The sequence below is a fragment of the Kitasatospora sp. NPDC056138 genome (genome assembly GCF_042264695.1).
GTDB lineage: Bacteria > Actinomycetota > Actinomycetes > Streptomycetales > Streptomycetaceae > Kitasatospora.
The window spans coordinates 144,143-163,525 of record NZ_JBHJVK010000006.1 but is presented as its reverse complement, the minus strand read 5'-3'; the positions used below and the strand labels follow the sequence as shown (position 1 = coordinate 163,525).

Sequence of the window (19,383 nt, the reverse complement as noted above, 5' to 3'; positions counted from 1 at the left end):
ATTGCTCCGCGACGCCCCCGGAGGGTCCATGCCGCCCGCATCGCGCTTCGCCGACCTCGTCATCGGGATCACCCCCTTCCAGGAGCCGGACGCCGCACTCGCCGCGGCCGTCTGCCGTGCGGGAGCCCTGGGGGTGCTGGACCTCGGGGTCGGCGACCGTCGGGCCCGGGAGGAGCTCGCCAGGCTGCGTGCGTGGGCCCCGGCGGAGTTCGGCGTCCGGGTGGGCCCCGGCTGCCGGATCGCCCCCGAAGACCTGGGGGCCGCCGGCGACGGCGTTCGGCCTACCGTCGTGCTGGCCGCCGGCACTCGCGGGTGGCAGCCCGCCGGGCTCGGCCCCGGGTACCGCGTGCTGGCCGAGGTGACCGACCTGGAGCAGGCCCGCGCCGCGGTCCGGGCCGGGGCCGCGGGACTGATCGCCCGGGGTGCCGAAAGCGGCGGCCCGGTCGGCGAGTTGAGCACGTTCGTGCTGCTCCAGCAGCTGCTGGCCGCCCCGGAGATCGGACTGCCGGTGTGGGCCTGCGGCGGCATCGGTGTGCACACCGCGACGGCGGCGGTGGCCGGCGGCGCCGCCGGCGTGGTCCTGGACAGCCAGCTCGCGCTGCTCGCCGAGTCGGCGGTGGGCGACGAGGCCGCCGCAGCGGTGCGGGGCATGGACGGCTCCGAGACCGTCGTGATCGACGGGTGCCGCGTGCTGCGCCGGGGCCGGCCGGGTGTCCGCGGCCCGGCCGATCCGGCACCTGACCTGATGGTCGGCCAGGACGGTTTCCTGGCCGCCGTGTTCGCCGAGAGATGGGGTACCGCCCGCCGTGCGGTACCTGCCGTGCGGGACGCGGTCCTCGACGGGCTGCGGGCACTGGCCGCCCCGGGCGCCGCCGCGGCGCTGCTCGGTCCCGGCGCGCCGCTGGCCGGGTCGCTCGGAACCGAACTACCGGTGGCCCAGGGGCCGATGACCCGGGTCAGCGACCAGCCGGCCTTCGCGGCCGCGGTGGCCGGGGCGGGCGCACTGCCGCTCGTCGCCCTGGCGCTGGCCGGACCGGAGCAGACCAGGACGCTGCTCGCCCGGACCGCCGAGGCGGTCGGCGAACGCCCCTGGGGCGTCGGTGTGCTGGGCTTCGCGCCGGAGGAGGTGCGGCGCACCCAGCTGGCCGAGGTGCTCAGAGCCAGGCCCAGCCATGCGGTGATCGCCGGCGGACGCCCCTCGCAGGCCCGGGCGCTGGAGGAGGCGGGCATCCGCACCTTCCTGCACGTCCCCTCGCCCGGGCTGTTGCGCCAGTTCCTGGCGGACGGGGCGCGCCGGTTCGTCCTGGAGGGCTCCGAGTGCGGCGGCCACGTCGGCCCGAGGTACGGCTTCCCGCTGTGGGAGGCGCAGTCGGCGGTGCTGGCGGAGTACCTGGACGCCGCACCGGACGGGCCCCGGATCGAGGTGCTCTTCGCCGGCGGGGTGCACGACGAGCGGTCGGCGGCGATGGTGGCGGCGCTGGCCGCGCCGCTGGCGGCCCGGGGAGCGGCCACGGGCGTCCTGATGGGCACCGCGTACCTGTTCACCGAGGAGGCGGTGGACTGCGGCGCGGTGCGGCCGCTGTTCCAGCGGCAGCTGCTGGCGGCGCAGCGGACGCAGCTGCTGCAGACGGCGCCCGGACACGCCACCCGGTGTGTGCCGAGCCCGTTCACCACCGAGTTCGAGCGGGAGCGGGAGCGGCTGCGGGCCGAGGGCGTCCCCGAACGGGAGGTCTGGGAGCGGCTCGAGCGGTTGAACGTCGGACGGCTGCGGATCGCGGGCAAGGGTGTGGACCGGGTCGCGGGCGCCCTGGTCGAGGTGGACGAGGACGAGCAGCTGGCCCGGGGCATGTTCATGGCCGGGCAGGTCGCGGTGCTGCGCTCGGCCCCCACCACACTGGCCGGACTGCACGCCGCGGTGGGCCTCGGTGCGGCCGGCTTCCTGTCCGCGCGGGCCGCGGAGGTGACCGGGCACCCGCGGCCGGACCCGGCGGCGCGACCGTCGCCCCTGGACATCGCGGTGATCGGGATGGCCGGGATGTTCCCGCAGGCTCCCGACCTGCCCGCGTTCTGGGCCAACATCCTGGCCGGGGTGGACGCGGTGACCGAGGTGCCGGTGGAGCGCTGGGACCCGGCGCTGTACCACGCGCCGGACGGCGGGAGCGGCACCACATCGTCCAAGTGGGGCGGGTTCCTGCCCCGGATCCCGTTCGACCCGCTGAGCTACGGCATCCCGCCGTCCGCGCTGGGCAGCATCGAGCCGGTGCAGCTGCTGGCGCTGGAGGCGGCACGCCGTGCGCTGGCCGACGCCGGGTACGGCGACGGCGAGGACGGCCGGCCGTTCGACCGGTCCAGGACCAGTGTGGTGTTCGGTGCGGAGGCGGGCAGCGACCTGTCCAACGCCGGGGTGCTCGGGGCGGTGCTGCCGTCCTACCTGGGAACCCTCCCCGAGGCGCTGGCCGGACAGCTGCCCCGGCTCACCGAGGACTCCTTCCCCGGCATGCTGGCCAACGTCATCTCGGGCCGGATCGCCAACCGCCTGGACCTCGGCGGTGCCAACTACACGGTGGACGCGGCCTGCGCCTCCTCGCTGGCCGCACTGGACGTGGCCTGCAAGGAACTGACCGCGGGGAGCAGCGACCTGGCCCTGTGCGGCGGTGCGGACCTGCACAACGGGATCAACGACTTCCTGCTCTTCTCCTCGGTGCACGCGCTCTCCCCGACCGGCCGGTCACGGCCCTTCGACGCCTCGGCGGACGGGATAGCACTGGGCGAGGGCGTGGCCTGCCTGGTGCTGAAGCGGCTGGCGGACGCGGAGCGCGACGGCGACCGCATCTACGCGGTGGTCAAGGGGATCGGCAGCGCCAGCGACGGCCGGTCGCTCGGCCTGACGGCGCCGCGCCCCGAGGGGCAGCGGGCGGCGCTGGAGCGCGCCTACCGCAGTGCCGGGGTCGGTCCGGCCGAGGTGGGACTGCTGGAGGCGCACGGCACCGGCACGGTGGTCGGCGACCGGACCGAACTGACCACCCTGGTCGAGGTGTTCACCGAGGCGGGGGCGGCGCCGGAGAGCTGCGCGCTCGGATCGGTGAAGTCCCAGATCGGGCACACCAAGTGCGCGGCCGGGCTGGCCGGGCTGGTCAAGGCGTCACTGGCGCTGCACACCGGGATCAGGCCGCCGACCCTGCACCTCGGGCAGCCCAACTCCGCCTGGCAGGAGGGAGGGACGCCGTTCGCCTTCCACACCGAGGCCGTCCCGTGGGCCGCCCCGCCGGGCCGACGGGTGGCCGGGGTCAGCGCGTTCGGCTTCGGCGGCACCAACTTCCACGCGGTGCTGAGCGCTCACGACGCCCCGCCACCGGTGCACGGGCTGCAGGAGTGGCCGGCCGAGCTGTTCACCTTCCGGGGCGCGGACCGCGAACGGGCGCTGCGCGCGGTGACGGAGCTGCTGCGGCTGGCCGAGGCGGACGGCACCCCCTGGCGGCTGCGCGACCTGGCGCTGGCCGCCTCCCGGCGGGCGGAGTCCGGGCACGGGCCGGTACGGGTCGCGGTGGTCGCCTCGGACCCGGCGGAGCTGGCCGGGCTGCTGCGCCGGGCGCTGGCGGGCGAGCACGACCCGGCGGCCGGGCTGCACCTGGCGGAGCACGGCGAGGCGCCGCAGGGGTCGGTGGCGTTCCTCTTCCCGGGGCAGGGCAGCCAGCGGCCGGGGATGTTCGCGCAGCTCTTCGCGGCCTTCCCCGGGGTGCAGCGCCACCTGTCGGGGGAGTACGCGCAGCTGCTGTACCCGCCGACGGCCTTCACCCCCGAGGCGCGGGAGCGGCGGCGGGCGGCGGTGACCGACACCCGGGTCGCCCAGCCGGTGCTCGGGATGGCCGGGTTGGCCGCGTACGAGCTGCTGGGCCTGGCCGGGGTGCGTCCGCAGCTGGCCGCCGGTCACAGCTACGGCGAGCTGGTCGCGCTGTGCGCGGCGGGGGCGCTGGCGGCCGAGGACCTTCCGGCGCTCAGTGCCGAACGCGCCGGGGCGATCCTGGCGGAGGTCGGCCGGGAGGCCGATCCCGGGGCGATGGCGGCGGTCGCGGCGGCCGCCGAGAAGGTGGAGCACGTCCTGGCGGTGGCCGGCCTGGCCGGCCGGGTGGTGGTGGCCAACCGCAACGCCCCCCAGCAGACCGTGGTCTCCGGGCCGACCGAGGAACTGTCCATCGCGGTCGAGGAGTTGCGCGACGCCGGGTACGGCGTGAAGCGGCTGCCGGTGGCCTGTGCCTTCCACAGCCCGCTGGTGGCGGGCGCGGGCGGACGGTTCGCCGAGGCACTGGCGGGCCGCACCGTACGGGAGCCCGAGTTCCCGGTCTTCTCGAACCGTACGGCGGCCCGCTACCCGGCGGACCCGGTCGCGGTGCGGGCCGAACTCGCCGCGCAGATCGGCGCGCCCGTGCGGTTCGCCGAGCAGATCGAGGCGATGTACGAGGCGGGGGCCCGGGTCTTCGTCGAAGCCGGTCCCGGGACGGTGCTGAGCCGGCTGGTCCCGGCCGTCCTCGGGGACCGGCCGCACCGGGCCGTGCCGGTCGAGGGCCGCCGCGACGGACTGCCCGGATTCCTGGACGCGCTGGCCGAGCTGGCCGTCGCGGGCGTACCCGTGCGGACCGGGCGGCTGCTGCGCGGCCGCGACGCGGTGGAGGCCGACCCGGCGCGGGCGCCGCGCCGACCCGGCTGGACGGTGGACGGGCAGCTGGTGCGGACCGCTGCCGGAGAACTGCTGCCCGGTGCGCTCGCACCGGCCCGACTCGTACCGGAGGCTCTGGTGACCACACAGGCAGCTCACCCTGACGGCCCGGGACCGGGCGGGGACGCCCTCGTCTCGGAGTTCCTGCGCAGCAGCCGGGAGTTGATCGCGGCCCAGCGGGACGTGCTGCTGAGCTACTTCGGCGGTCCCGGCGCGGTGCCGGCGGCCCCGCCGGTCGGGCTTCCCGTGCCGGCCGCGCTCCCGGCGGCCGCCGTGGCCCCCGTCGTGCCCGTGCCCGTGGCCGCACCGGAGCCGATGTCGGCACCGGGCGTCCTGCCGGAGCAGCCGGCGGTCCGGGCGGCGGAGGGAGACGGACCGGTCGACGTGATGGCCGCCGTGGTGACCGTGATCAGCGAACGCACCGGCTACCCCGCCGACATGATCGAACCGGATCTCGACCTCGAAGCGGACCTGTCGATCGACTCCATCAAGCGGACCGAGATCATCGGCCGGCTCGCCCGCCTGCTCGCCGGCGCCGGCGGCGACCTCGCCGCGCTGACCGACGACGAGATCGAGGAGCTGTCCCGCGCCCGCACCGCCGCCGCCATCACCGAGTGGCTGACCGCCCGCCTCGACGGCCCGCCGGCGGCGGCCGACGGGGCCGGGCGGCCCGGCGCGGCGGACGCCGAGCCGACGGGGTCGACACCGGCCGTCCCGGGCCGCGAACCGGTCCGGCTGCGCTTCACCACGACCCCGCTGCCGGAACCCGGCAGAGCGGCCGGGACACTGGCAGGCCGCCGCTTCGCCCTGCTCGGCGAGGACGGCACCGGAGTTCGCGACGCCCTGGCGGCTCGGCTGGTCTCGTACGGCGCGCAGGCGCTGAGCCTGGACGCGGGACACGAACTGTCCGCCGCGGACGGCCCGGTGGACGGTGTGCTGCTGCTCGACCCGCTCGCCCCGCACGGCGCACCGGTGCTGCCGGACCAGGTGCCCGCGCTGCAGGCCGCGCTGGCCGCCGCCCCGGGCCGGCTGCTCGCCGCCCGCCGGGGGCCCGCGTCCGGCGGCGGCCGGGCGGCCGGACTGCGCGGGCTGTTCCGCACCCTGGCACGCGAGTACCCGCAGCTGGTCACCCGGCTGGTGGAGCTCGGCGAGGGCGGTACCGCCGGGGACGCGGCGGACGCACTGGTCGGCGAACTGCTGGCGGACGACCGCGAGCCGGTCGTGCTGCGCGGGACCGGGCGGCAGGCGCTGACCCTGGTGGAGGCGGACCTGGGCGTGCTGGGCAGCACGGGCGCGGGCCCGGCAGGCGACGGCGCGGCGGAGGCCGCCGCCCTGGGTCTGGACCGGGACGCGGTGGTGCTGCTCGTCGGCGGTGCGCGGGGCATCACCGCGCGCTTCGCCGCAGTGCTCGCCTCGGCCGCCCGCTGCCACCTGGAACTGCTGGGACGTACGCCGGCGCCGGAGGACGCCGAGGACCCGGACACGGCCGCCGCCCGCGACCGCACCGGGCTGCGCGCGGTACTGGCCCGCCGGGGCGTCCCCGTGGCGCAGATCGACCGCACCGCCGGCCGGATCCTCGCCGGGCGTGAAGTCGCAGCGACACTCGCGGAGTCGGCCGCACTCGGAGCCCGGCCCCGGTACCGTCCGGTGGACGTCACCGACGCCGCCGCGCTGCGCCAGGCGGTCAAGGAGACGTACGCCGAGTACGGCCGGCTGGACGGAGTGATCTACGCGGCGGGCGTGATCGAGGACAGGGTCCTTGCGGAGAAGGACCCCGGGTCCTTCCGTCGGGTCTTCGCCACCAAGGCCGACGGGGCCAGGGCACTGCTGGACGTCCTGGCCGAACTGCCCGGCGGCCCGCGGTTCACCGTCCTGTTCGGGAGCGTCGCCGCGGCCCTGGGCAACCGCGGCCAGGCGGACTACGCGGCGGCCAACGACGCGCTGGAGGAACTGGGCGCCCGCTGGGCGGACCGCACCGGGCACCGGGCGCTGACCGTGCACTGGGGGCCCTGGGCCCCGTCCGGCCCGCACGGCGGCATGGTCTCCGAGGAACTGGCCCGCGACTACGCCCGGCGGGGCGTCGAACTGATCGACCCGCAGGCGGGCACACTCGCCCTGCTGCGCGAACTCGCCTGGGGCGACGAGTCGCTGCGGTCCGTGGTCTACACGGCCTCGGGCTGGTGACGGCTGCCGTGCCGGCGAACGCGACACCACCGGTGGCCGTGGTGGGCATGGCGGTGCTGCTGCCCGGAGCACCGGACCTGGCGACGTACTGGCGCAACCTGCTCGACGGCGTCGACGCGATCACCGACGTCCCCGAAGGACGCTGGGACATCGGCTTCCACGACCCGGCGGCAGCGTCGGGACCGGCCGAGCCCGACCGCCTGTACTGCCGCCGCGGCGGCTTCGTGGACGGGCTGGCACAGTTCCGGCCGACCGGGTTCGGCATCATGCCGGCCTCGGTGCCGGGGACCGAGCCGGACCAGCTGATCGCGCTCCAGGTCGCCGCCGCGGCCGTCGCGGACGCGGGCGGCCGGGACCGGCTGCCCGACCCGGACCGGGTCGGTGTGGTGCTCGGCCGGGGCGGCTACCTGACGCCCGGCCTGGTCCGGCTGGACCAGCGGGTGCGCGGCGCGCACCAGCTGGTGCGCACCCTGGGCGAACTGATCCCCGATCTGACACAACGTCAACTGGCTCTGGTTCGTGAGGCGTTCACCCGCCAGCTGGGACCGGACCGGCCGGAGTCGGCGATCGGCCTGGTGCCCAACCTGGCGGCCTCCCGGGTGGCCAACCGGCTGGACCTGCGAGGCCCCGCGTACACCGTGGACGCCGCCTGCGCCTCCTCGCTGGTCGCGGTGGACCAGGCGGTCGGCGAACTGGCCACCGGCCGCTGCGACGTCATGCTGGCCGGCGGCGTGCACCACTGCCACGACGTCACGCTGTGGAGCGTGTTCACACAGCTGCGGGCGCTCTCGCCGAGCCAGCGCAGCCGCCCCTTCCACCGGGACGCCGACGGCATCCTGATCGGCGAGGGCACCGGCGTGGTGGTGCTCAAGCGGCTCGCGGACGCCGAGCGCGACGGCGACCGGGTGTACGCCGTGATCCGCGGCACCGGGGTGGCGAGCGACGGCCGCACGGCAGCTCTGGCCAATCCCGACCCGGGCGGCCAGAGCCGGGCGGTACGCGCCGCCTGGCGGGCGGCGGGCCTCGACCCGGCGGCGGCCGGGGCGGTCGGCCTGCTGGAGGCCCACGGCACCGCGACTCCGGCCGGCGACGCGGCCGAACTGGCCACCCTGGCCGAGGTGTTCGGCCCGGCCGCGGCAGGCGTCGAACGGGCGGTGCTCGGCTCGGTCAAGTCGATGATCGGGCACACCATGCCGGCCGCGGGCGTCGCCGGACTGGTCAAGGCGGCGCTGGCCGTCCACCACGGCGTCCTGCTGCCCACCCTGCACTGCGACGACCCGCACCCGGCGCTGGCGGCGACCCGGTTCCGCACCGTGGACTCCGCCCGGCCCTGGGAGGCCCGGCCGGGCGGGCAGCCGCGCCGGGCGGCCGTCAACGCCTTCGGGTTCGGCGGGATCAACGCCCATGTCGTGCTGGAACAGGCCCCGGGCGGCGGGGCCTTCCCCGTGCTCCCGCGGGCCGCCGCGCGCGTCACCGAACCCGGGCGGCTGCTGCGGCTGGCCGCCGACGGGCCCGGACAACTCGCCGCGCTGCTGGCGGCGGACGACCAGGCGGTACTGGCGGCCGGACTTCCGGACCGGGCGCTGCCCGCGCCGCACTGCCGGCTGGCCATCGCCGACCCGACCCCCCAGCGGCTGGCGCTGGCCCGCCGGGTGGTCGCGCGGGGACGGGCATGGCGCGGGCGCAACGACGTCTGGTTCGCCCCCAGGCCGCTGCTCGGTGCGGGGGCCGCCGCGCCCGGCCGGGTGGCGTTCCTCTTCCCCGGCCTGGAGGGCGAGTTCGCCCCGCGCGTGGACGACGTCGCCGACCACTTCGGCCTGCCCCGCCCCGACCTGGGCAGCGGCCCCGCCGGACACCCGGACCGGGTGGGCGACATCGGCCGGCACGGCGTCGGCGTGGTCGGCGTAGGCCGGCTGCTGGACGTGGCGCTGCGCCGCGCGGGCATTCGGCCGGACGCGGTCGCCGGGCACAGCGTCGGCGAGTGGACCGCCATGATCGCGGGCGGGATCTTCGCCGACCGGGAGGTCGACTCCTTCCTGGAGTCCTTCGACCCCGACGCACTGCGCGTCCCGGGGCTGTCCTTCGCCGCGCTCGGCACCTCCGCCGAGCAGGTGCTCGACACCCTGGCGACGGCGACGGCGACGGCGGCGGACGGACGGGCGGCGGACAGCCTGGGGCAGGTCGTGCTGTCGCACGACAACGCCCCGCAGCAGTCGATCGTCTGCGGGCCCGAGCGGGCCGTCGAGCACCTGGTGCTCCGGTTCAGGGCGCGCGGTGTGCTCGGCCAGGTGCTGCCGTTCCGGTCCGGCTTCCACACGCCGATGCTGGAACCGTACCTGGAACCGATCCGGCAGTCCGCGGACCGGTTCACACTGAGCCCCCCGACCGTGCCGGTGTGGTCCGGGACCACGGCCTCGCCCTTCCCGGCGGACCCGGCCGAGATCCGTGGGCTGTTCGTCCGACACCTACTGGAGCCGGTGCGGTTCCGGCAACTGGTCGAGGCCCTGTACGCGGACGGCTTCCGGGCCTTCGTCCAGCTGGGTACCGGGCAACTGGGCTCCCTGGTCGGCGACACGCTGCACGACCGGGATCACCTGGCGGTCCCCGCCAACTCCCCGCACCGCGACGGGATGGCCCAACTCCGCTGTGTGGCAGCCGCCTTGTGGACCGTCGGAGCGGATCCTGACCTGGCCGCGCTGCGCTCCGGCCCGCCGGGTGCGGGTGCGGGTGCGGGTGCGGCGATAGGTGCGGGTGCGGGTGCGGGTGCCGCCATGGCCGAGGCGGTCCGCCCGCATCCGGCGGTGCCGCTGGACCTGAGCGGAGCACTGGTGTCACTGGATCCGGCCGCACTGCCCTCGCTCCGCGCCGAACTAACCTCCGGCGTACCGAACTTCGCCCCGGCGGCCGCTGCGGGACCGGCTCTCGCTGCGGCACCGGCGGCCGGCCCGGCGTCCACGGCCTCGGCGGCCCGGCCGGACGGCACGTCCGGACCGGACCTGGCGGCACTCGCCGACCGGTTCCCCGGCGCGGCCGAGCTCGACGCGTTGCTGCGCGACACCGCGCGGACCGCCGCCGAACTGATCACGGCCGGACGGCAGACCGTGGTGCCCGCCCTACGGCCCCCTGCCGCCGGGGCGCAGCGGCCAGCCTCCCGTGCAGGCGTGGCCAAGCCGCCGGACGCGTCGGCGAGTTCGGCCGCCACGGCTCCCGCGGACGGGTCCGGCACCGCTTACACCGGTCGGCTGCGCATCTGTGCCGAGACCATGCCGTACCTGCTCGACCACTGCTTCTTCCGGCAGCGCCCCGGGTGGCCCGAGCTGGCCGACCGCTGGCCGGTGGTCCCGGCGACCACGATCGTGCAGCACCTGGTGGATGCGGCCGAACTCGCCCGCCCGGGGCGGGTGGTCACCGCGCTGCACGACCTGCGGTTCGGGCAGTGGGTCCCGGCCGCGACTCCGCTGGACGTGGAGATCACCCTCCGGGACGCGGGCGAGGGCCGGCTGGCCGCCGCCTTCGGCCGCTACGCGCGCGGCACGGTGGAACTGGCGGACGGTCATCCGCCCGCCCCCGAGGCCTGGCGGACGGATGCGGCGAGCGAACGGACCCCCGAGCTGACCGCTGCCGGGCTGTACGAACAGCGGTGGATGTTCCACGGCCCGGCGTTCCAGGGGCTGACCGAGCTCACCGCACTCGGGGAGGCGCACGTCCGTGGTGTGATCACCACGCCCGCCGCCCCGGGAGCGCTGCTGGACAACGTCGGGCAGCTGCTCGGCTACTGGATCATGGCCACCCGGAGCAGGCGCAGCGTGGTCTTCCCGGTCGGCATGCGCCGGTTGCGGTGCTACGGGCCGCCGCCGCGTCCGGGCAGCGAGCTCCACTGCCACATCCGGATCACCGAACTCGGCGACACGGCCCTGGAGGCCGACGTCCAGCTGGTGTCCGACGGGGTGGTCTGGGCCGAGGTGCACGGGTGGCAGGACCGGCGCTTCGACAGCCACCCCGCCACCCGGCCGGTCGAACGCGTCCCCGAACGCCACACCCTCTCCACCCCGCAGCCCGGCGGTTGGCTGCTGCTGCACGAGCGCTGGCCCGACCTGGCCTCCCGTGAGCTGATCATGCGCAACCACCTCGGTTCCGCCGAGCGGGACCGCTACGAGCAGCAGCCGCCGCGCGGCCGTCGTGGCTGGTTGCTGGGACGGATCGCGGTCAAGGACGCCGTCCGGCGGTGGCTGTGGGAGCACGGCGAAGGGCCGGTGTTCCCCGCCGAGGTCGAGGTGCAGAACGAGGAGAGCGGCCGGCCCCGCGTCGTCGGAGTGCACGGCCGCAGCCTCCCGGCACTCGACGTCTCGCTGGCCCACCGGGGCGAGGCGGCGGTGGCCCTGGTCCGGCCGTCGGACCCCGGCGGTACGGGTGGTGCGGGCATCGACCTGGAGGAGGTCGCCGAACGCGCTCCGGAGACCCTGCGGGCCGCGCTCGGTCCGGCCGAGCTGGAGCTGCTGTCGGCCTGCTGCGCCACCGGTGCGGCCGGCCTGCCGGCGCAGCCGGACGACGGGTCGCAGGCCCTGTGGTTCACCCGGTTCTGGGCTGCCAAGGAGGCGGCCGCCAAAGCCGAGGGCACCGGACTGCGCGGCCGCCCGAGGGAGTTCGCGGTCGTCGCCGCCGAGGTGGACACCCTGCTCGTCCGGGTCGTCGGGCCGACCGGGCCGCGTACCCACCGCGTGCACTTCGCGGATGTCGGGAGTCCCCCGGACCTGCCCGGACGCCGGTACGTGGTGGCCTGGACGGCTGCCACCACCGGCCGCCCGCCCGGCGGCGGCGACCCCCGGTACGCCACCGGCCGCCCGCCCGGCGACCACCTTGCCCCCACCCTGGACCACGAAGGGACAGCAGCGAAGTGACGACCAGCGAGCAGACGGTTCAACAGCGCCCGCCCACCGAGCAGGAGGTCCTGGACGAGATCACCGGCATGCTGGCCGCCGTGCTCGACGAGTACGGCCTGGCCGACGCCGAGGTCACCATGGAGACCCGCTTCACCGAGGACCTCGAACTGGAGAGCATCGATCTGGTGACCCTCAGCGGCCGGCTCCGGGAACGCTGGGGCGAGCACGTCAACTTCGCCGAGTTCATCGCGGACATGGAGCTGGACGAGATCATCGGCCTGACGGTGGGCCGACTGGTCGGGTACGTCGTGGACCGGCTGCAGAGCGCGGCGCGGGGCTGACCGATGTCCTTCCTCGACCTCGGCGGGCTGCGCCGGCACGTGCAGCGCCTCGCCCCGCAGGACGGCGGCCCGCCCGCCGCCACCGTCGTACTGGTGCACGGACTGCTCACCGACAGCCTCGCCAGCTACTACTTCACCCTCGGCCCGGCGCTGGCCGCCGCCGGGGTGGAGGTGCTGATGTACGACCAGCGCGGCCACGGCCGCACCGCACGGCCGGCGACCGGCTACCGCCTGGAGCACTTCGTCGACGACCTGGCGGCACTGCTGGACGCACTGGAGGTGGCGGCCCCGGTCCATCTGGTCGGCAACTCCTTCGGCGGCACGGTGGCGTTCGGCCTGGCCGTACGCCGCCCGGCGCAGGTGGCGAGCATCCTGGCGATCGAGTCCGAGCCGGCCTCCCGGGCGTGGGCGGCGAAGCTGGCGGGGATCCTGGACCGGGCCGAGCGGCAGCTGGTGCGGGAGTCGACGCTGGCCTGGGTCGCGCAGCAGCGCGGCGCGCACACCGCACGGCTGGCCCGGTCGGCCGGTCGGCTGCTGGCCCAGACCTCGCTGGCCCGGGAGGTCCCGGCCAGCAGGCTCCCGACCGAGTCGGAGCTGCGCTCGATCGGCTGCCCGGTGCTCGCCGTCTACGGCACCGAGTCGGACCTGGCCGAACAGGCCGCCTGGCTGGCAGGACTGCTGCCCGACTGCCGCACCACCCTGGTGCCCGGCCAGGAGCACTCCGTCCTGGTCGAGGCCCCGGCGAAGGTACGCGCCCTGACACTGTCCTGGCTGCGGGAACACGGCGTCGAACTGCGCGCCGTCGGTCTGCACGGCGTCGAACCGCACGGCCTCGGGCAGCACGGCGGTGCCGTGCAGCGCACCCCGTCCGACGGCCTGTTGCCGCCCGGCGGAAGGGAGTTGGAGGGCAGCACCCGGTGAGCCGCTACCTCTTCGTGGTCCCGCCGCTGGTCGGCCACGTGAACCCGCTGGTGGGCGTCGCGGCCGAGCTCGCCGCGCGCGGCCACAGCACGGCCTGGGCCGGAGAGCCGGAGCTGATCGGCCGGCTCGCCGGGCCGCAGGCCGAGGTGTTCCCGTGCACCGTCGCTCCGGATCCCGGTGCCGCCGCCCGGCGCCCGCCCGAGCTGCGTGGACCGGCCGCGCTGAAGTTCCTCTGGGAGGACTTCCTGGTCCCGCTCGCCGGGGCGATGGCGCCCGGCGTGACCGCCGCCGTCGAGCGCTTCGGCCCCGACGCGCTGGTGGTGGACCAGCAGGCGGTCGCGGGTGCGCTCGTCGCGGAGCGGCTGGGCCTGCCGTGGGCCACCTCGGCGACCACCTCGGCGGAGCTCACCGGAGCCCTGGACAGCATGCCCCTGGTCGACGCCTGGGTCCGCGACCGGCTGGCCGGCCTGCGACGTCGCCTCGGCGACCCGCACGGGACGGCCGACCCGCGCTTCTCGCCGCACCTGATCCTCGCCTTCACCACGGCGGAGCTGACCGGTGCGACCTGCGCGCCGGGCCGGGCGGTCCGCTTCGTCGGCCCGTCCATCACGGCGCGTCCCTCGGCCGGCGCCTTCCCCTGGCAGTGGCCGGACCCGGGCCGGAGGCTGGTCCTGGTCACCCTCGGCACGGCGAACCCGGACGCCGGCAGGGACTTTCTGACGAATGCACGGAAGGCGCTGCACGCGAGGTCGGAGCACCTGCAGGCGGTGATCGTGGATCCCGGCCGCCTGCTGGGGGAGCCCCCGCCGGACCCGGACGTCCTGGTGCTCCCGTCCGTTCCGCAGCTGGACCTGCTGGCCCGCGCCGCTGCCGTGGTCTGCCACGCCGGGCACAACACGGTCTGCGAGGCGCTCTGGTACGGGGTGCCGCTGGTGGTCGCCCCGATCCGCGACGACCAGCCGGTGGTGGCCGCCCAGGTGGTGGAGTCCGGGGCGGGTGTGCGGCTGCGCTTCGGCCGGACCACCGCGGACCGGCTCGGCCAGGCACTGGACGCGGTCCTCGGCGACCCCGCGCACCGGGCCGCCGCGCTGCGCGTCGGCGCCTCCTTCCGGGCCGCGGGCGGCGCGGCGTCGGCCGCCACCCACCTCGAACGGATCGTCACCGGAGCACCGCCGACCGAGGGGAGCGGACGATGACCGCCACCGCCGAACCACCCGCCGCCAAGGCGGTGACCCGCGCGGCCCGGATCGCCGCCCGGCGCCCGGACTACCGCAGCGACCTGGCCGACGGCACCGACCGGTTCTTCGGCGTCCGCCGCAGCGACTGTCCGTGGTGCGGTGCCGGGGACCTGCGGCCGCGGTTGCACACCTCGGACCTGGTGCAGCACAAGCCGGGACGGTTCGTCCTGGACGAGTGCCGCAGCTGCGGACACATCTTCCAGAACCCCCAACTGACCCCGGCAGGGCTGGAGTTCTACTACCGGGACTTCTACGACGGCCTGGGCGAGGAGCGCCTGAACGGGGTGTTCGGCACCCGTGCCCGGGTCTACCGCCGACGCGCCCGCTCCCTCCTGCCCTACGCTGCCCAGGCGCCCGCCAGGTGGCTCGACGTCGGCACCGGCCACGGGCACTTCTGCGAGAGCGCCCGGACCGTCTTCCCGGCCACCGCCTTCGACGGCCTGGACCTCACCGAGGGCGTGGAACTCGCCCGGCGGCACGGCCGGGTGACCCGGGCCTTCCGCGGTTCCCTCCCCGAGCTGGCCCCCGGGCTCGCCGGCCAGTACGACGTGGTCAGCATGTTCCACTACCTGGAGCACAGCACCGACCCCCGGCGGGAGTTGACCGCCGCCCGGCGGGCGCTGCGCCCCGGCGGGCTGCTGCTGATCGAGGTCCCCGACCCGCAGTGCCGCTACGCGCGCCTGCTGGGCCGCTGGTGGCTGCCGTGGCTCCAGCCGCAGCACCTGCACCTGCTGCCCGCGGCCAACCTGCGGCGCCGACTGGCCGAGCTGGGCTTCGCCGTCCTGCTGGAGCAGCACGGCGATCCGCACGACCCGGTGGACCTGCTGGCCGCCTGCTGGCTGCTGCTCGACGCGATCGCCCCGCCCGAGGACGCCCCCTGGCTGCCGACCGCACCTCCCGGGCGGTGGCGGCGCATCCTGCGCGGTGCGCTCTTCCTCGCCGCCACCCCGGTCCTCCTGCTCGCCGCCCTCCTCGACCGCCTGATCGCCCCCGTCGCCGGGCGCGCCGGACTGTCCAACGCCTACCGCCTGGTCGCCCGCCGGGACGGGTCCGAGCAGACCGCGGGCCGGGCCGGCCCGGCCGGCTGACCCCGCTGTCCCGCTGTCCCGTGAGTGCAGGGTGTCCGGCCCCGGTGCGCCGGCGGTCCTGAACCGCCGGTGGGGTGCGTCCGGTACCGCTGCTCCACCCGGACACGAGTCGGCCCGGACACGAGTCGGCCCCGGACCCCGTGGCGGGTCCGGGGCCGACCGGTGGCTGCTCAGGATGCCGGGGTGTCCTGCTCCGGCGGGAGGGTGGCGTCGACCACCCTCCGGACGAGGTCGAGGAGTTGCTCCGGTTCGGCCGCGGCGAGCTCGGTGAGTGCGCCGGCGCTGCGGGCGAGCAGGACGCCGGAGACGGCCGCCACCGCGAGCTCGGCCCGCAGGCGCGGCTGCGGCACGCCGTCCCGGGTGAGCCGGTCGTGCAGCGGGGTGACCAGCCGCCCGTACAGCTGTGCACGGGCGGCCTCCTGGACGGCGGGGTCGTCGTGCGGCATGACGGCGGCCCGGACCACCGGTCCCGGGCCGCGCTGCGCCATCCCCTCCAGCAGGCCGCGCAGCCGGTCCTCGTCCAGCAGGTCGGCGGGTGCGCCGTCGCCGAGCTGGGCCTGCATCGTGGCGATGTAGAGCTGGGTCTTCCCGCCGAAGTAGCGGGCGATCAGCGCCGGGTCCACCCCGGCGTGCTCGCCGATCTCCCGGGTGGTGGTGCGGTCGAAGCCGCGCTCGGCGAAGAGCTTCTGCGCGGCGTCGAACAGCAGCTCGCGGCTGCGGCCGGCGTCGCGGCGGCGCCTGGGCGCGGCCGGCTGCTCGGCGGGTGCGGGCCGCCCGGACATCAGCGGGGCCCCCGGTCGCCCGCGGCCGCCCGCGCCGGGTGCGCGAGCACCCCGTTCTCGTCCGTCGCCGCGTCGGCGATGCTCTCCTCCACCAACAACTCCTCGTCTCCGCCCGGACCGCTCGCCGCCGCGCTGCCACCCCGCCGGAGCAGGACGACGGCCACCACCGCGGCGGCCACGAACACCGCACAGCCGATCGCGGCGGCGGTCCCGTAGCCGTCGCCGGACGGCAGCACGTGCCCGGCGGCGGTGTGCGCCTGGAGCACCGACGCGCTCAGCGCGCTGCCGACGGCGTAACCGACATAGCGCAGGACCTGGTTGAAGCTTATGGCGCTTCCGGTCTCGTGGGCGGGAACCGAGCTGACGATGAGCCCGGGCATGACGGCGAAGGTGCAGCCGACGCCGAGTCCGGCGATCCCCATCACGAGGAAGAGCTGCCAGAGGCTGTCGCGCGCGAACGCGAAGGTCAGCATCGCCAGCAGCGAGACGACGCAGCCCAGCGGCAGCACCAGCCGCATCGAGGTCCGCCGGGCCAGCACCGGCACCAGCTTGCTGGAGGCGACGCTGGCGACCGAGAAGGGCAGCAGGACCAGGCCCGTGACGACCACCGAGGCGCCGAAGCCGTAGCCGGCCGAGGCCGGGGTCTGCACGAAGCGCGTCACCAGTGACATCAGCAGGTACATCCCGACGCCCGCGACCAGGCCGGTCACGTTGGCGGTCAGCACCACCCGGTTCCGGGCCAGCCGCAGGTTCACCAGCGGATGTGCGGTCCGCAGCTCGTGCACCGTCCACCAGGCGAGCAGGACGAGCGCGCCCACCGCCAGGCCGAGCAGGCCCGGTGAGGTCCAGCCCCAGGCCTCGCCCTCGCTGAGCACCAGCAGCAGGCAGGCGAGCGCGGCGCCGAGCAGCAGGGCGCCCGGTGCGTCCAGCGGCTTCGCCCCGAGGTGGCCGGTCGGCGGGAGGACGAACGCGGCGGCGGCCAGGGCGACGGCGCTGATGATCGCGCCGAACCAGAACCCGGCGTGGAGGCCGAGGGACTCGGTGATCAGCCCGGTCAGCGGGTAGCCCAGACCGACCCCGGCCACGGTGGTGATCGACAGCAGCGCCACCGCCGGGCGCGAGCGCTCTGCGGGGAGGCTCTCCCAGGCGGTGGCGATGGCCAGCGGGGTGAGGCCGAGGCCGGCGCCCTGCAGGGCCCGTCCCACGAGGAGGAAGCCGAAGCCGAGCGGCAGCGCCGCCAGCACGCTGCCGACGAGCACGACGGCCACCGAGCCGAGGATCACCGCCCGCCGCCGGGGTCCGTCACCGAGCCGTCCGACGGTGGGGGTGGCGACGGCGCCCACCAGCATGGTGATGGTCAGCGACCACTGGGCGTCGGAGAGCGAGACGTGGTCGGCTGCGGCGATCCTCGGTACCAGCGGGGCGCCGAGACTGCTGATCACCGCCACCACCATGCCCAGGTAGACCAGGACCGGTACCAGGGCACGTTGTCGCGACGGGTGCTGGGTCGGCGCTGACGCCATGGGGACCTCCGCTATGTCATCAAGTGATGTCTTCATATGTTGTCATCACTTGATGACAAGTGCCAGTGCGATGGGTCCCCCGTGGCGTGACGACGCCCGCCACGGCCGGGTGCGGGGCCGTGGCGGGCGAGGGGCTGCCGGGTGCCTGCCGGTCGGGCCGGCGGCGGGAGCAGTTATCCGCGCGGGTCGAGCGACTGCTGGACCAGCCGGACGGCGAACGGCAGCGTCAGCCGCACGAGCGCGCCCGCGCCGGCGGCGCCGGCGGCGCTGCTCGCCACCGGCTCCGCGTGGGCGAGGGCCTGCCGCAGGAGGCCGGGGGCGGACTGCTGCACCCGCCGCAGCGCGGGGCGCAGCAGGTCGACGGCGGGAACCTCGGGAACCGGGACGGCCAGCGTCCATTCGGCGGAGTGGGAGCGGGGCCAGGTCAGTTCGATGCGCACGGTCGGATCTCCTGTGCGGGTCGGGTCGATCGGATGCGGCCGGGCGTACGGCCGACGTGCTCCACCCCGAGCCCGGCGGTGCGTGGCGGGGGCGGTGGGGTGCCGTCAGCGGGTGCGGCTGCCGTGATCAGGCGGTGACGGGTGGGAGTGCCCGGGAAACGGGCTCCGGATTCGGCCGGGGACTCATCTCCCTCACCTCCTGGCGGCCGGGACACGCGCGGGTGTCGTCGAGATCGGGGCCGACGGCCCCGGTACGGCGGGAAGGCGCCCGCAACCGCCGGGACGCGCGCTGCGGCGACCGCTCCGGATCGGAACCGGGCAACCCGCTCGCGCGGACGTCTCTTCCGACGAGGTATTGACGCAAGTCGAGAATTGTCCGGATTGCGATAACTTGTCAACGAGATTTGGATTACACGAGGTCAAGAAGTGGCGGGCCGGTACCTGACGTGCGGCGCGCCCCGTCCCGTGGCGATCGGAGAACTCATGAGCGACAGCGCCGGTGCATCCTCATCCCCGGCGGACCCGGCGGACCCGGCGGACCCGGCGGAACCGCCGACCCGGCCGCATCCGGTCGAGGCGATGACGTCGGCGGTGCGCCACGTCCCCGGCGCCGCCATGGTCAGAGAGGTCTTCGACGGGGTGCTGGACACGGTCGGAGTGGTGTCACCGCACGCACGGCGCGTCGCCGTCTACGCGGGTGCCGGCCTGCTGGGCGCGGCGGGCGTGGTCGAGTGGCCGGTGGTGGCGGCGGGCGCGGCGGTGGTGTGGCTGACGCAGGCGCGCCCCAAGGGCGCGGACCGCGACAGCGGCACCGCGAAGGCCCCGTCGACCGCTCGCAGGCCCGCGGCCGTCAAGGCCGGTGCGGACCGGCCCAAGACACCGGCGCGCCCCAAGGCCGCGGACCGCGAGGGCGACACCGCCGAGGCCCGGTCGGCCGCCCGGAAGCCCGCGGCTGCCAAGGCCCGTGCGGACCGGCCGAAGACGAAGCCGGCCGCGAAGGCGGCCAGGACGACGAAGCCCGCCACGCGCAAGGCGGCGACGGCCAAGGCCCCGAAGAGCCGCACCACGGCTTCGGCGACCGGACGTCGGGCGGCAGGATCGCGCCGCACCGCGTCGTCCCCCGCCTCCGGCGGCGGGCGGGACTCCTGAGCGGGCCACCGCGCCCGGCCGCACCGCAGGGGCGGCCGCCGGACCCCGTGCTCCCGGTGGCGGGACCGCCCGTGCGGGACCACCGCCCGTGCGGGACCGCCCGCGTGAGAGCACCGGTGCAAG

General features: G+C 76.2%; 10 protein-coding genes. 7 read left to right on the top strand and 3 right to left on the bottom strand.

All coding sequences use genetic code 11. The features are described from left to right. Nucleotides 1-28 precede the first annotated feature (28 nt). From ACFC1R_RS06835 to ACFC1R_RS06810, 6 genes are all read left to right on the top strand, one after another. A complete protein-coding gene (locus tag ACFC1R_RS06835) occupies nucleotides 29-6,898 on the top strand; it encodes an SDR family NAD(P)-dependent oxidoreductase (protein WP_375933879.1) in 6,870 nt (2,289 codons plus the stop codon). Next, entirely contained in the window at nucleotides 6,895-11,796 is a 4,902-nt protein-coding gene (locus ACFC1R_RS06830; RefSeq protein WP_375933876.1) for a beta-ketoacyl synthase N-terminal-like domain-containing protein, read from the top strand. The genes ACFC1R_RS06835 and ACFC1R_RS06830 overlap by 4 nt, the downstream gene beginning before the upstream one ends. 68 nt (nucleotides 11,797-11,864) lie before the next feature. Beyond that, entirely contained in the window at nucleotides 11,865-12,119 is a 255-nt protein-coding gene (locus ACFC1R_RS06825; RefSeq protein ID WP_375933965.1) for an acyl carrier protein, read from the top strand. Nucleotides 12,120-12,122: 3 nt separating this feature from the next. Then, nucleotides 12,123-13,040 carry an alpha/beta fold hydrolase gene (locus ACFC1R_RS06820; RefSeq protein ID WP_375933873.1) on the top strand — a complete coding sequence of 306 codons (918 nt, stop codon included), beginning with the start codon at nucleotides 12,123-12,125 and terminating at the stop codon, nucleotides 13,038-13,040. Next, complete coding sequence (locus ACFC1R_RS06815) at nucleotides 13,037-14,236, top strand: glycosyltransferase (RefSeq protein WP_375933870.1); 1,200 nt, start codon at nucleotides 13,037-13,039, stop codon at nucleotides 14,234-14,236. The genes ACFC1R_RS06820 and ACFC1R_RS06815 overlap by 4 nt, the downstream gene beginning before the upstream one ends. Then, nucleotides 14,233-15,366 (top strand): class I SAM-dependent methyltransferase, encoded by a 1,134-nt coding sequence (locus ACFC1R_RS06810; protein ID WP_375933867.1) that lies wholly within the window; start codon nucleotides 14,233-14,235, stop codon nucleotides 15,364-15,366. The genes ACFC1R_RS06815 and ACFC1R_RS06810 overlap by 4 nt, the downstream gene beginning before the upstream one ends. A gap of 170 nt (nucleotides 15,367-15,536) precedes the next feature. On the opposite strand, the gene ACFC1R_RS06805 is transcribed toward ACFC1R_RS06810, so the two are convergent. The 3 genes from ACFC1R_RS06805 to ACFC1R_RS06795 all read right to left on the bottom strand — a co-directional run bounded on the left by ACFC1R_RS06805 (nucleotide 15,537) and on the right by ACFC1R_RS06795 (nucleotide 18,111). Next, a complete protein-coding gene (locus ACFC1R_RS06805) occupies nucleotides 15,537-16,148 on the bottom strand; it encodes a TetR/AcrR family transcriptional regulator (RefSeq protein ID WP_375933864.1) in 612 nt (203 codons plus the stop codon). Beyond that, nucleotides 16,148-17,671: an MFS transporter gene (locus tag ACFC1R_RS06800; RefSeq protein WP_375933861.1), complete on the bottom strand. Its 1,524-nt coding sequence runs from the start codon at nucleotides 17,669-17,671 to the stop codon at nucleotides 16,148-16,150. The genes ACFC1R_RS06805 and ACFC1R_RS06800 overlap by 1 nt, the downstream gene beginning before the upstream one ends. A 173-nt stretch (nucleotides 17,672-17,844) precedes the next feature. Then, a complete protein-coding gene (locus ACFC1R_RS06795) occupies nucleotides 17,845-18,111 on the bottom strand; it encodes a hypothetical protein (RefSeq protein WP_375933858.1) in 267 nt (88 codons plus the stop codon). A 579-nt stretch (nucleotides 18,112-18,690) separates the two neighbouring features. Here ACFC1R_RS06795 and ACFC1R_RS06790 point away from each other — a divergent pair. Further along, nucleotides 18,691-19,260, top strand: a complete 570-nt coding sequence (locus tag ACFC1R_RS06790) for a hypothetical protein (RefSeq protein ID WP_375933855.1) — start codon at nucleotides 18,691-18,693, stop codon at nucleotides 19,258-19,260. Nucleotides 19,261-19,383: the final 123 nt, after the last annotated feature.

Coding starts and splice junctions, on each gene's coding strand:
- ACFC1R_RS06835 (WP_375933879.1), top strand. CDS start 29: ATGCCGCCCGCATCGCGCTTCGCCGACCTCGTCATCGGGATCACCCCC.
- ACFC1R_RS06825 (WP_375933965.1), top strand. CDS start 11,865: ATGCTGGCCGCCGTGCTCGACGAGTACGGCCTGGCCGACGCCGAGGTC.
- ACFC1R_RS06820 (WP_375933873.1), top strand. CDS start 12,123: ATGTCCTTCCTCGACCTCGGCGGGCTGCGCCGGCACGTGCAGCGCCTC.
- ACFC1R_RS06810 (WP_375933867.1), top strand. CDS start 14,233: ATGACCGCCACCGCCGAACCACCCGCCGCCAAGGCGGTGACCCGCGCG.
- ACFC1R_RS06805 (WP_375933864.1), bottom strand. CDS start 16,148: ATGTCCGGGCGGCCCGCACCCGCCGAGCAGCCGGCCGCGCCCAGGCGC.
- ACFC1R_RS06800 (WP_375933861.1), bottom strand. CDS start 17,671: ATGGCGTCAGCGCCGACCCAGCACCCGTCGCGACAACGTGCCCTGGTA.
- ACFC1R_RS06790 (WP_375933855.1), top strand. CDS start 18,691: ATGACGTCGGCGGTGCGCCACGTCCCCGGCGCCGCCATGGTCAGAGAG.